A 13,915-nucleotide genomic window follows, 5' to 3' on the forward strand; every position below is an offset into this window, starting at 1 on the left:
GGACGAAGCTGCCGCAAGGGGTAGGTGTCAGAAGATGGGGAATCGTTTGAGCAAGATCGTCACGCGCACGGGCGACGGTGGCAAGACCGGTCTGGGCGACGGGGCGCGTGTCGACAAGTCCAGCCTGCGGATCGTCGCCATTGGCGAGATCGACGAAACCAACACGCATATCGGCGTGCTGCTGTGCGAAGCCCTGCCGTCGGATATCCGCTCGCTGCTGCTCGACATTCAGCACGATCTGTTCGACCTGGGCGGCGAGTTGAGCATGCCGCGTCATACGCTGCTCGGCGACGCGCACGTGGCGAAACTCGATGATTGGCTGGCGCATTACAACGCCGATGTCCCGCCGCTCAAGGAGTTCATTCTGCCGGGCGGCACCCGTGCGGCGGCGTTGGCGCATGTGGTGCGTACCGTGTCACGTCGGGCCGAGCGGGCCATGGTGGCGTTGGGGGCGGAGGAGACGGTGAATCCGGCGCCGCGTCAGTACGTCAACCGGCTCTCGGATCTGATGTTCGTGCTGGCCCGCGTGCTGAATCGCGCGGGTGGCGGCACCGACGTGTTGTGGCAACGCGACCGGGCCGAAGGCGGGGCGCAATAACGCCCGGAACCCTTGTAACGAACTTGCGAGGCGGCGCCGCCGCCCACGCCAACGACCGGTGCGGCAGCACGCCGCCCGGCCGTCAGCAATTTCAGTTACCTGCGCCGCGCTTCAGGCGGCGTGCGCGCACGGCTTCGGCCAGCGTGTCGAGCACGCCGAGGCTGTCTTCCCAGTCGATGCAGGCGTCGGTAATGCTCTGACCGTAGGTCAGCGGCTTGCCCGGCACATGGTCCTGACGTCCCGCGACGAGGTGCGATTCGACCATCACGCCGATGATGCGATCGTCACCGCCGGCGATCTGGCGCGCGATGTCTTCGCACACCGGGATCTGGTTCTCGTGCTTCTTCTGGCTGTTCGCATGCGACGCATCGATCATCACACGTGCGGCCAGACCCGACTTCGCGATGTCCTCGCAGGCGGCCTGCACGCTGGCGGCGTCGTAGTTCGGCGCCTTGCCGCCGCGCAGGATCAGGTGGCAGTCCTCGTTGCCCGAAGTCGACACGATGGCCGAGTGACCGCCCTTGGTCACCGACAGGAAATGGTGTGGCTGCGAGGCGGCCTTGATCGCGTCGACGGCGATCTTCACATTACCGTCCGTGCCATTCTTGAAGCCGACCGGGCACGACAGGCCGGAGGCCAGCTCGCGGTGCACCTGTGATTCGGTGGTACGCGCGCCGATGGCACCCCACGACACGAGATCGGCGATGTACTGCGGGCTGATCATGTCGAGGTATTCCGTGCCGGCGGGCAGGCCCAGTTCGTTGATCTGGGCGAGCAACTCGCGCGCGAGACGCAGGCCGTCGTTGATCTTGAAGCTGTTGTCCATATGCGGGTCGTTGATCAGACCCTTCCAGCCCACCGTGGTACGCGGCTTCTCGAAGTACACGCGCATCACGATTTCCAGCTCGCCCTTCAGGCGCTCGCGTTGCTCGACCAGACGGGCTGCGTATTCCAGCGCGGCCTTCGGATCGTGGATCGAGCACGGCCCGATGATGACGACCAGGCGGTCTTCCATGCCGTGCAGCACGCGGTGAATGGCGCCGCGCGAGCGATGGATGAGGTCCGCGCTCTGTTCCGAGCAGGGGTATTCGCGGATCAGGTGCGCCGGGGGCGTCAGTTCCTTCAGTTCGCGAATACGGACATCATCGGTGTTGTGGGGAGGCATGGTTTTTCTCCTGGGCAGTTCTGACTGCGGTTCGTTTCTCGGGATGCGGGTCAAAAAAAAACCGCCAGACTCGCTGGCGGTTTCTTAGGATTCGTTCGGTGCTTACTGCTGCAACTGTCCCTCTCCATCCGCCAGCGGTGTGAGATACGCAAAAAAGTAAAAGTAAAACTTGTTGGCGGTCATGGCGGATGTCTTGGACATTGCTTTGCAGGCGGTTTGCCGTGCACAGAACCAACTTTATACGCCTAATCGAATGACGCCGCAACCGCGTAAGGCCGCTAAACGCCCGAAAAACGCGCGGAAATCACGCATTTTTAAAATTCAAAATGCGGTGAAAAATCATGTTTTTCGAAAAACATACGAAAACGCCCGGTTTGACCCGGGCGTCTTGCTAAGCTTTGCGCATTTTTTGCAGTGCGCCATCGCACTGCACGCGGCGCGGCCGCACGGCGATTCGCGGCAATCCGCGGCGATCTGCAGTGATTACGCCGTGCCGCCGACCGTCATGTTTTCGATGCGCAGCGTCGGCTGGCCCACGCCGACCGGCACGCTCTGGCCTTCCTTGCCGCACACGCCCACGCCCGAGTCCAGCGCCATGTCGTTACCGATCATGGTCACGTCCTTGAGCGATTCCGGCCCGTTGCCGATCAGCGTGGCGCCCTTGACCGGGTACGTGATCTTGCCGTCTTCGATCATGTAGGCCTCGGACATCGAGAACACGAACTTGCCGTTGGTGATATCCACCTGGCCGCCGCCGAAGTTCACCGCGTACAGGCCGTGCTTGACTGACTTGATGATCTCTTCCGGGTCCTTGTCGCCACCGAGCATGTACGTGTTGGTCATGCGCGGCATCGGCAGCGCGGCGTACGACTCGCGGCGAGCGTTACCGGTCACCGGCATCTTCATCAGGCGTGCGTTCAGGCTGTCCTGCATGTAGCCGCGCAGAATCCCGTCTTCGATGAGCGTGGTGCACTGCGTCGGGTTGCCTTCGTCGTCGATGTTCAGCGAGCCGCGGCGGTTCGCCAGCGTGCCGTCGTCGACCACGGTGACGCCCTTGGCCGCCACGCGCTCGCCCAGGCGTCCGGAGAATGCCGACGAGCCCTTGCGGTTGAAGTCGCCTTCGAGGCCGTGGCCGATGGCTTCGTGCAGCAGTACGCCGGGCCAGCCCGGGCCGAGCACGACCGTCATGGCACCGGCCGGTGCCGGGCGGGCGTCGAGCTTGACGATGGCGCCGTCGACCGCTTCCTTGACATACTTCTCGAGCAGTTCGTCCGTGAAGTAGCCGTAGTCCAGACGTGCACCGCCGCCGCTGTTGCCGATCTCCCGGCGTCCGTTGGACTCGACGATGACGGTGACCGACACACGCACGAGCGGACGCACGTCGGCGGCGATCACGCCGTCGCTGCGGGCCACGAGCACCACGTCGTACTCACCGGCCAGACCGGCCATGACCTGCGAGACGCGCGGATCGCGGGCGCGGGCGAGCTTCTCGATACGTTCGAGCAGCGCCACCTTGCCGTTGGCGTCGAGCGAGGCGAGGGGATCGGACGGCAGATACAGGCCGTGGCCGGAGGTGTTCGACAGTTTGTGGCCAACCTTCACGCGGCCGCGACCGGCCGAGGCGATGCTGCGCGTGGCCGCCGCCGCGTCCTTGAGGGCGATCTCGGAGATGTCGTCGGAGTACGCGAACGCGGTGCGGTCGCCCACGATGGCCCGCACGCCGACGCCCTGGTCGATCGAGAACGATCCCGATTTGACGATGCCTTCTTCAAGGCTCCACGCTTCGCTGCGCGTGTACTGGAAGTACAGATCGGCGTAGTCCACGCGGTGCGTGAAGATGTCGCCGAGTGCGCGTTGGAGATGGCTTTCGTCGAGGCCGTACGGCGTGAGCAGCAGCTCGCGGGCCGTGGCCAGGTTCTGGATGCCGGTGTCGATGATTTTCATGCGGTGTCAGGCCAAGGAAATGTAATCGGTAGATTGGGGCGAGTGCGGAAAATTCAACCGGACAGCACGCGGTGCCGCCACGCGGGCAGGCTTTGGCGCACGCCGGCCAGCCGGGCCGGGTCGATATCGCCGACGATCACGCCAGCGCCTTCCGCTTCACGCTGGGCGACGATGTCGCCCCACGGGTCGATCAGCATGGAATGCCCCCAGGTGCGCCGCCCGTTCTCATGATGGCCGCCCTGCGCGGACGCCAGCACGTAACACTGGTTCTCGATGGCCCGGGCGCGCAGCAGCAGTTCCCAGTGCGCGCGGCCTGTCGTGTAGGTGAAGGCGGCGGGTACGACCATGAGCGTACAGTCGCCCATCGCCCGGTACAACTCGGGAAAACGCAGGTCGTAGCAGACCGACAGCCCCACGCGGCCGAAGGGCGCTTCAAACGTGCGTACGGCATCGCCGGGGCGGATCGTCCGGGCTTCGTCATAGGCCTCTTCGCCTTTGACGAAGTTGAACAGGTGAATCTTGTCGTAGCGTGCGGCCGGTGCGCCGTCCGGGGCGAAGACCAGCGTCGTGTTGAGCACGCGCTCGGCTTCGGGGGCGGCCAGCGGCAATGTCCCGCCGATGAGCCAGACGCCATGTCGGCGGGCCGTCTCGGTCAGGAAATCCTGAATCGGACCCTGACCCGGGGTTTCGCGCAGCGCGAGCTTGTCCGTGTCGCGCTGGCCCATGTAGCAGAAGTACTCGGGCAGCAGCACGAGTTGCGCCCCGGCCTCGGCGGCCTGCGCGACCAGACGACCGGCTTCGCGCAGGTTTCGCTCGACGTCGGGCGCGCTGACCATCTGGGCGGCCGCGACACGTACCGGGGCGGCGGCTGAACTTTCGGTCGGCTTGGATACCTTCGGATCGGGACTGGTCATGTCGTTGCGGTGGTCGGTGCGCTGGAAATGTCTGGCCTGCGGCCCGGTGTGCGTTCAATTGCCGCGAAAGATGTCCGGCAGGGTGCGCTGTACGTTCCGGCGGTTCTCGCGCGTTGCCGGTCGCGCTTCCGGGGCTGACACCGCTGCCGGCGCTGACGCTGGCACCGGGGAGGGCGCAGCTTCCGGCGACAGGTCGATCTTACTCTTATTGCCTTCGCCCCGTCCGATGACCGGATTGTCCCAGGAGCCGGTCACGTGATACGTCGTCGAGAGCGTGCGCGACAACTGATCGCCCAGCGCCAGTTGCGCGAAGAAGGAGCCGATGCCCAACGCCGGGTTGACGATGGCCCACGCGAGCGACGCCGACGCGGCATTGATCTTCGGCAGCACCAGCATGTTCAGGTCCTGCGTCTGGCGGGCGAGGTCGGTGTGCCCGTCGATCTTGATCGTCGCCACGCTCGCATTGACGGTCAGGTCGTTCGTGTTGGCCACCCCGTTCTGAATCGTGGCGCTCCCTTCGATGCTGTCGAACGGCAACCCGCTGCCCAGCACACTGTTGAAGTCGAACGTCAGAATGCGGGTGAGTGTTTGCATCGACAGAATGCCCAGCAGGCGCGCAAGTCCCGGATCGGCCTTCAGGATTTGTCCTCGCCGCAGATCGACCTTCACGCGACCGCCAAGCGTCGGATAGTCGATGGCATCGGGCCCGCCGCGCCAGCCGAAGCGACCGGAAATGGTGCCGGAGCCGTCCTTGAGCGTCTTGGCCAGGCCGAGGCGGTCGAGCAGGTCGCCCGCGTTCTTCACGTCGAGATTGAAGTCGAGCACGGTGCGGCGCGGCACGTCTTCGTCGCTGCCGGCCACGGCTGCACGGCGGCGCGAAGTCCGCCAGTTGCCCTTGACGTCGAGCGTGGCGGCGCTGTTGCTCAACTGAAGTTTCGTCAGTTGCCACACCGGCACGCCGTCCTCGATGTCGTTGTGCGCGTTGAGCTGCAAGCGCCCGAGCGGCTTGTCGCGCAACACGAAGTCGTTGGCGATCACGTCGATGGCGGGGAATTCGTCGCTCGGCTCGTCGAGCACTTGCGTGAGCACATCGCTGCCGTGCTCCTCGCGCGGAATCACCAGCTTGGCCAGGCGCGCACGAACTTCCCCCTTCGGATTCTTGGCGTCAGGAGCTTTCCACTCGGCGAAGCCCGAGACCAGATCCGAGGCCAGGCTGACCTGCCAGTTCTGGTCGTTTCGCTGCGCGCCGACGACCAGTTCCGGCCACAGCCGCGACATCAGACGCACCTGCCGGGCGTGCAGCGCGATGCGGGTGGGCACGTACGGTGTGAGCGCGCCGAACTCGTCGCGCGCGGCGGCGGCGGTCGCGGCAGGTGCCGGCGGCGTGCCTTGCGTGCCCGGTGTGACGGCGTCGCTGCCGAGCGACGCGATCACGGCGCGCCAGGCGTCCACGTCGAGCATGTCGAACTGCGCGGCGGCCTGCACGCCTTCGCGTGGCGACGGCACCGGCTGGTTGATGCCGATACCGCCGCGCAGCACCTCGACACGGGCGCCGTTGCGCTGCTGCACGTAGTTCCCCTGCACGCTGCCGATGGCGAAGTCGAGCGTGTCGATGCGTCGGCCGCCCGGGTTCGCCTGCGGCCGCATGGTGAAGCGCGCGGGCAGCGACGTGTCCGCACTCTTGCCCAAGGGCGCGGGCAGATTGACGGCCAGCCCCGCGAGCGTCGATTGCACCGCCAGATCCGTCATGCCCTGACGCACATTGACCGTTGCCGTGTACGGCGTGCTGCCCGTCATGCGCTTGGCCAGTTGCGCCAGCGACGCGTTCTCGCGGTTATCGCGCAGACCCTGCGCACTCATCGTGCCGGCGATGTTCAGCGCAATGCTGCCGTCGTCGCGGCTGCCGCCGGAGGCGCGCACGTCGCCGCCGAGGAAGGTGCCGCGCAGGTTGTCGAGCGAAATGCCGCGCTCGGTGAACGCGAGTTCGCCGTCCACGGCTCCGAAGGTCGGCAAGCCGCTCAACAGGGTGATGTCATTGCGCAGGAAGCGTGCGCGTCCCGTGACCTTCGCGCGGTCGGTATGTTCGAGGGGCATCGAGAGTTGCAGCGCGAGCTGCGCGTTGCCATTCGCACGCGTCTCGTCGGTGAAGTCGCCGATCCATTGTCCGACGGGGCTGCTGTTCAGGTATTTCACGAAGTCCGCCGCCGGGCCGCGCGCGTCGCCCTTGAGTGTGAGCGTGGAGTCGTCCTGACCGATGTTGTTGATGTCGCCGAGCACTTGCGTGAGCGTCACGCCGTAGACCGTACCGCTGTCGATCGCGATATGCAGCTTGTCGGCGTCGAAGCGCAGGTTGCCGCGGACCTTTTCGAAGGCGGGCCAGACTTCGGTGTGCCCCGGGCGCAGCGGCGACGGATTGAACGTCACGTCCACGAGCGGAATGTCGATGCGGAACTTGCCGCCGCCCTTGCCGTAGGGGAAGTCGTCGAGATCGCCCTGCACCGCAAACGGTGCGTTCTGCACCGTACCTGCGAGCAGCGCGCGTTGCAGATAGTCGCGCACGCCGGCGCCGATGTCCGTCGGCAGATAACGCGGCACCGCGTTGGCGTTGACGCGCACGATGGTGCCCTTCAGGTCGACGATGCCGTTGCCCTTGCCGCCGTTGCGCCAGGTGCCGCTCACGTCGCCTGTCAGATCGGTGTTCTGCAGGTGTGCGGCATCGACGTGTACCTGCACGTCGGCCGGGGCGTCGCGCTTCGTCTTCGAGTGCGTGATGTGCCACGAGGTGTGGGCGGTGAGCGTGTCGAGGTCGATGCGGGGTTGATCGAAGCGCCCCGGGAAATCGAGGGTGGCCCGTTTGGCATCGAGGGTGAGGCTGCCGCGCGACTGGTCGGCGTCGATGTGCCCGCTCAAATTGGCGAAACCGGGGCGCCCGGCGTTCGGCGAGCCCGGGCGCGGCGCGGCCTGGCTCGGCTGGCTGTCGATCCCGACCTCCTCGAAATCGGCGACGACGTGATAACGGTCCCGCTCCGGCGGCAGTTGCTTGATGCCGGGCAAGTCTCGCCAATTGCCGGGGCCGTGCGGCTTGGGCGCCTGATAGTTGACGTCGAACTTGCCGAGGCGCCCGCGCGGGCGGAAGCTCGCGAGCGTGTCGCGCGTCTGCGCGTCGATGGGCAGCGAGGGCACCAGCGCCATGACCGCACCGATGTCGAAGCGCTGCCCCGAGACGGCCACATGCAGCCCCTGTTCGTCGGAGCCGGGCGCGTAAGTGGCGCGTAGATCGGGCACGTCCAGCGTCGGTCGGCCGGCGGCTTGCAACGTCAGATCACGCGCACGGAGGTTCCAGCCCGCGTCGGGTTTCGGACCGGCGCGCGTCACGTCGATCCGCCCTTGCGTCGCGTCGAAGGTCAGCGGCGGCAGATCGTCGGCCAGTTGTACCGACGTCTTCTCGCCCGCAGCGCGCAGCGTCGCGCCGGTGATCGTGCCGCTATCGAAGTCCACCCAGGCGCGCGCGGCCACACGGCCACGCGAGTCTTTGCCCGGCAGATCGACGTAGCGGGCGAGTTCGGCCAGATCGAGCGTGCCGACTTCGCTATAGACCTGTCCGCGCCAGCGCTTGATTTCCCCGGGGCGTGCGAACAGCGGGTTGGTGAAGCGCGCACGCACGTCGAGCGGCGCGACCATGCCTTGCGGCGGGTTTGCCTGCATGCCGAAGCGGTGCTCGAAGCCTCGGTTACGCAGCATGGCGTTGACGTGGGTGACGACGACTTCCGGCACATCGCGCGTGGCGTCGCGCCACCGGACCGTGCCGTTTCGAACGATGATGCGCGCCTGACGCATCAGCCAGTCGCCGGCCTGCGTGTCGGCACTGGCGCCGCCTCCCGTGACTGGCAGGCCGGCCACGAGGATCGAGCCGTCGGCGAGACGCTCGATGGTCAGATCCGGCTCATGGAGCGTGAGGTTCGAGAGCCGCAGGTCGAAATGGAGCAGGCTGGTCCACGAGAGCGTGGCGTCGAGCCGGTGGAGCGTGAGGCTCGCTTCGGCGGGCGGGGGCGAACCGGGCGGCGCGTAGGTGACCGGCGGGTTGTCGGACGCCGCCTTCGATGCGCCTGTTGGGGCGCTGGCGGCCCTCGGGGCTGCGTTGGAAGCATGGGACGCGGCGCCCGGGTGCAGCGGTCTGACCACGCGTGCGATGACCGAGGCCCTGGGCGGCGTGCCGGGGACTACGGGCGTGATGCGCACGTCTTCGAGCGTCAGATAGGGGTGCCAGCCTTGCCAGACGGCGTCGATTTTGCCGATGGTGACGGGCAGGCCAATGGCGCGCGTGGCCGCCGCCTCGATCTGGGGGCGGTAGTCCGACACTCGGGGAAGGATGACGTACCGGGTCGCGAGGACAACGGCACCGAGTCCGAAATAGACGATGACGACGAGCGCCAACAACCATTCCAGGCCCAGGCGCAGGCCACGCGGCAGTGACGAGAACCAGGACCGGGTCGCAATGGGCGAGGCGGGCTGCTTACGGTCGGTCATGCTGCGCGTCTACGAGGGAATGTGGTAGTTTCTGTGGCAAAGACTGTAACACAAGCCCAAGGCCCATCGATGGCCCGGCCGTAGGAGAAACAGACGTGTGATCCGGCGTTTCATCGCGCACAGGTAAGCATGCGAAAGTCTCTTCATTCTCATTGCTGACCGGAACCCCGCCAGTGAGTTCACCCGAAAAACCGCTCGATATCTCCTCCTACTCGCGCTATGCCGCGCGCATGCTGGCGAGCCGCCCCGCCCTGTCCGAGGCGCTGCCCGCCCTCGCCGAACACCCGGTGGATGCGCGTTGGCTTGCGCGCCGTTTCGAAGCCATCACCGGCACGATCCTCACGCCGCCCGAGCAGCCCTCGGGCGTGTCGGGCATCGACGAGGCCGGGCTCGCCCGCGCGCTTCGCGTGCTGCGCGTCGAAGCGCTTTGCGCGGTCATGCAACGCGATCTGGACGGCCGTGCCGAGCTTGCCGAGGTGACCGAGGCGATGACGGCACTCGCGGAATTCGCGGTGCAGGCAGGGATCACGGTGCTCACGCACGAACTCGAGGCGATCCACGGCGTGCCACGCAATGCCGAAGGCGAGCGTCAGACGCTTGCGGTGGTCGGCATGGGCAAGCTCGGCGGACGTGAACTGAACGTTTCGTCGGACATCGATCTGATCTTTCTTTATGAAGACGACGGCGATACGTCGGCACCCGACGATGCCGACCCGACGGCCGCGAGCCGCCTGCGTCTGCTCTCGAACCACGAATTCTTCACCAAGCTCGGTCGCAAGCTGATCGGCATGATCTCGGAGCTCACGCCTGACGGCTATGTGTTCCGTGTGGACATGCGTCTGCGCCCGAACGGCGATTCGGGGCCGCTCGTGTGCAGTCTGCCGATGCTCGAAGAGTATTTCTACGTGCAGGGGCGCGAGTGGGAGCGCTACGCCTGGATCAAGGGACGGCTGGTATCCGAGGTCGCGAGCGAGCCGGGCCGTCGCCTCGAGCGGTTGCTGTCGTCGCTGGTGCAGCCGTTCGTGTTCCGTCGCTATCTGGATTACGGCGTGATCGGCGCGATCCGCGCATTGCACGAGCAGATTCGCCATGAGGCGGAGCGCCGTGCCCGTGCGAAGCCCGCACGCATCAACGACATCAAGCTCGGCCGTGGGGGTATTCGCGAAGTCGAATTCTCGGCGCAGGTGTTCCAGTTGATTCGCGGCGGACAGGAGCCGGAACTGCGCGTGCGTCCGACGCTGGCCGTGCTGGGCGTGGCCGCGCGTCGTGGCTGGCTGGCGCAGAGCGTGGCCGACCAGCTCGCCAACGCCTACGTCTTCCTGCGCAAGCTCGAACACCGCATTCAGTACCTGGACGACGCCCAGACCCACATCCTCCCGGCCGCCGGTGAAGACCGTCTCGCCGTGGCGCGCGCGATGGGCTTCCCCGACGAAGCGACCTTCATGACGGTGCTCGACGAGCATCGCGAATTCGTCGCTGCACAATTCGACGAGATCTTCGCGGACAAGGCGAGCGGGAGCGGGCAGAAAGGCACGTCGTCCGGTTCGGGCGATTGCGGTTGTCCCCCGGAACTCTGGAGCGAGTGCCTGGCGGACGAGGCGCAGACGGGCGATCTCGGCAATCAGCTCACGCAGCTCGGCTTCACCGACGCCCCGGGGGCCCTCGATCGCCTGCGTGCGGTATGGACGTCGTCGCGCTACAAGGCGCTGGGCGAGACCAGCCGGCGGCGCTTCGATCAGCTCGTGCAGCGCGCCGTCGAAGGCGCGGCGGGCACGGGCGAGGCCGACGCCGTGCTCGCACGCATGCTCGATCTGCTCTCGACCATCAGCCGCCGCAGTTCGTATCTGGCGCTGCTCACGGAGTATCCGCGCGCGCTGGAGCGCGTGGTCAAGGTGCTGGCCGGTTCGCGCTGGGCGGCCGGGTATCTGATCAGCCATCCGCAACTGCTCGACGAACTGCTCGACGACGAGGCGCTCGCCGCACCGTTCGACTGGCCGTCGTTCAAAACGCAATTGCTGTTGAGCCTGAACGCGGCGGGAGCGGCGGGCAATGTCGAAGTGCAGATGGATATTCTGCGGCGCGCGCATCACGCCGAAGTGTTCCGCATTCTGCTGCTCGATCTGCAGGGCACGTTGTCGGTGGAAGCCATCGGCGACCGGCTCTCGGAGCTTGCGGACATCATCGTCGACGTGACGATCTCCACGGTCTGGCCGCACGTGGCCACGCGCCATCGCGAGGTGCCGCGCTTCTCGGTGATCGCGTACGGCAAGCTCGGCGGCAAGGAACTGGGGTATGCGTCCGACCTCGATCTGATTTTCCTTTACGACGATGACGACGACCGCGCGCCGGACGCCTACGCGGCGCTAGCCCGCCGCTTCGTGACGTGGCTTACCACGCACACGGGCGCAGGCATGCTCTTCGACGTTGATCTGCGACTGCGCCCGAACGGGCTGTCGGGGTTGCTCGTGACGAACATCGAGAGCTTCCGGCAGTACCAGTTCCGCGAAGGCAATGCGAACACCGCGTGGGTCTGGGAGCATCAGGCGCTCACGCGTGCGCGGTTCTGCGCGGGCGACGAAGCGATCGGTGCCGCGTTCGAGAACATTCGGGCGCAGGTGCTCGCCACGCCGCGTGAGGCACTACCGCTCGCGCAGGAGATCGTGGCGATGCGTCGAAAGGTGACGGAGGGGCATCCGAACCCGACGCAACTCTTCGATCTGAAGCATGATCGTGGCGGCATGGTGGATATCGAGTTCACCGTGCAGTATCTGGTGCTGCTGTATTCCGGCGCGCACCCGGCGCTGCTGCGCAATGCGGGCAACATCGCGCTACTGCGCGAAGCGGCACAACTGGGGCTCATCGACGCGAAGCTCGCCGACGATGCGGCGGCCGCTTATCGGACGTATCGCAAGCGTCAGCACAAGTTGCGACTCGACGGGGTGGAAGCTGCGCGAGTGCCGGCCGAGAAGGTGGAAGCCGAGCGCGCAGCGGTGATCGCGTTGTGGGATTCGGTCTTCGCAAACGCCGGACCGGTTTGATGATGGCGTGACGTCCACGGGCGCGCGGACGTCACGCCGACAGCCTCACAGCGCCAGCATTTCCCGGGCGTGCTTGCGTGTCGTGGCGGTGATCTCGACACCGCCCAGCATGCGCGCGATCTCCTCGACGCGTTCGGTGCGGCCCAGCGGTTCGATCTCGCTCATGGTCGTGTCGCCATCGCTGCGCTTCTTCACGCGAAGATGCTGATGGCCGAGCGCGGCCACTTGCGGCAAGTGGGTGACGCACAGCACCTGACGTCCCTGTCCCAATTCGCGCAGCAAACGCCCCACGACCTCGGCCACGGCGCCGCCGATCCCCGAATCCACTTCGTCGAAAATCAGTGTCGGCGTGAGGCTCGCGCTGCTGGCGATGACCTGCAATGCGAGGCTGATACGCGCCAGTTCGCCGCCCGATGCGACTTTCGCCAGCGGTCGCGTGGGCACGCCGGGGTGACCGGCGACGAGGAACTCGACCGTCTCCAGACCGAACGACTGCGGCTCGGGTGTCGGGCTCAGGACAACTTCGAAGCGTCCGCCCGGCATCGACAGATCCTGCATGGCGCGCGTGACCTCGCGCGACAGCGATGCGGCGGCCTTGGCGCGGGCCTTCGACAGCGCCTGCGCCATCTTGAGGTAAGTGGCGTGAGCGGCATCGGCCGCCGCCTGCATGGCCGCCGTATCTTGCGACGCGGTCAGCTCTTCCAGTTGCGCACGGCGTTCGGCGTGCTCGGCAGGCAGTTGCTCCGGGGCGACGCGGAACTTGCGGGCTGCCGAATGCAACGCATCGAGACGTTGTTCGACCACTGCCAGACGCTCCGGATCGAGATCGATGCGTTGCGCGTAGTGGGTGAGCGAATGGACGGCTTCGCGAAGCTGGATTTCTGCGGGTTCGAGCGCGGCAAGCGTGTCGGCGAGCCCGGCATCGATCTGCGCGAGTTCGCGGATCTGATGTACCACATGGCCGAGCGACGGGGCGATGGCACCGTCCGATTCGGCGAGGACGTCGAGCGCACCCTGCACGCCGTTGATGAGGCTTGCGGCATGTGAGAGACGGCGATGCTCGGCGCTCACTTCATCCCATTCGCCTTCCTGCGGACTCAGCTTGTCGAGTTCGGACGTCTGCCATTCGAGGCGCTCGCGCTCGATTTGCAGCTCGCGATCGCGTCCGTGCGCTTCTTCGCAGCGCTTCACGAGGCGTCGCCATTCCTTGTGTGCGGCGGCCGTGTCGGCGGCATGCGCCGTCGCACCGGCGTGTGAATCGAGCAGACGGCGCTGCGCATCGGGACGCAGCAGTTGCTGATGCGCATGCTGACCGTGAATGTCCACGAGCATCTCGCCGAGTTCGCGCAACTGCGCGAGCGTGGCGGGCGTGCCGTTGATGAAGGCCCGGGAACGACCGCCCGAGTCGAGCACCCGGCGCAACAGTACGCCGCCATGCTCTTCGAGCGTGAGCGCCTGCGCTTGCAGCCAGGCTTCGAGGTCGGGGCGCGCTTCGGCGTCGGCAGCGAACTCCGCGGTGATGTCGGCGCGCGTCTGGCCGGTGCGCACCATGCTGGCGTCGCCGCGCTCGCCCATGGCAAGGGCAAGCGCGTCGATCAGGATCGATTTGCCTGCGCCAGTTTCCCCCGAGAACACGGTGAAGCCGGCGGAGAATTCCAGGTCGAGACGATCGACGATCACGAAATCGCGAATCGAGAGACTGCGTAGCATGGGATATCGGAAAGGCGTG

The 13,915-nt window shown here is 66.4% G+C and carries 7 protein-coding genes; 2 read left to right on the top strand and 5 right to left on the bottom strand.

Annotated elements, in window-relative coordinates; all coding sequences use genetic code 11:
- Nucleotides 1-34 precede the first annotated feature (34 nt).
- Nucleotides 35-598: a cob(I)yrinic acid a,c-diamide adenosyltransferase gene (locus ABWO90_RS16105; RefSeq protein WP_353192230.1), complete on the top strand. Its 564-nt coding sequence runs from the start codon at nucleotides 35-37 to the stop codon at nucleotides 596-598.
- Nucleotides 599-689: 91 nt separating this feature from the next.
- Here ABWO90_RS16105 and aroG read toward each other — a convergent pair whose 3' ends face one another.
- The 4 genes from aroG to ABWO90_RS16125 all read right to left on the bottom strand — a co-directional run bounded on the left by aroG (nucleotide 690) and on the right by ABWO90_RS16125 (nucleotide 9,148).
- Nucleotides 690-1,763, bottom strand: coding sequence for a 3-deoxy-7-phosphoheptulonate synthase AroG (aroG, locus tag ABWO90_RS16110; protein WP_353192231.1), 1,074 nt, complete (start codon nucleotides 1,761-1,763; stop codon nucleotides 690-692).
- Nucleotides 1,764-2,246: 483 nt separating this feature from the next.
- Entirely contained in the window at nucleotides 2,247-3,707 is a 1,461-nt protein-coding gene (tldD, locus tag ABWO90_RS16115; RefSeq protein ID WP_353192232.1) for a metalloprotease TldD, read from the bottom strand.
- A 53-nt stretch (nucleotides 3,708-3,760) separates the two neighbouring features.
- Nucleotides 3,761-4,621 carry a carbon-nitrogen hydrolase family protein gene (locus ABWO90_RS16120; protein ID WP_353192233.1) on the bottom strand — a complete coding sequence of 287 codons (861 nt, stop codon included), beginning with the start codon at nucleotides 4,619-4,621 and terminating at the stop codon, nucleotides 3,761-3,763.
- 54 nt (nucleotides 4,622-4,675) lie between these two features.
- Complete coding sequence (locus ABWO90_RS16125) at nucleotides 4,676-9,148, bottom strand: YhdP family protein (RefSeq protein WP_353192234.1); 4,473 nt, start codon at nucleotides 9,146-9,148, stop codon at nucleotides 4,676-4,678.
- A 173-nt stretch (nucleotides 9,149-9,321) separates the two neighbouring features.
- Between ABWO90_RS16125 and glnE the strand changes: the two genes are divergently transcribed.
- The gene (gene glnE / locus ABWO90_RS16130; protein ID WP_353192235.1) at nucleotides 9,322-12,186 is read left to right on the top strand and encodes a bifunctional [glutamate--ammonia ligase]-adenylyl-L-tyrosine phosphorylase/[glutamate--ammonia-ligase] adenylyltransferase; all 2,865 of its coding nucleotides are present in this window, start codon (nucleotides 9,322-9,324) and stop codon (nucleotides 12,184-12,186) included.
- Nucleotides 12,187-12,231: 45 nt separating this feature from the next.
- On the opposite strand, the gene recN is transcribed toward glnE, so the two are convergent.
- Entirely contained in the window at nucleotides 12,232-13,896 is a 1,665-nt protein-coding gene (gene recN, locus ABWO90_RS16135) for a DNA repair protein RecN (RefSeq protein ID WP_353192236.1), read from the bottom strand.
- Between the last annotated feature and the right edge of the window lie 19 nt (nucleotides 13,897-13,915).

Source organism: Pandoraea pnomenusa, assembly GCF_040391475.1.
GTDB lineage: Bacteria > Pseudomonadota > Gammaproteobacteria > Burkholderiales > Burkholderiaceae > Pandoraea > Pandoraea pnomenusa_C.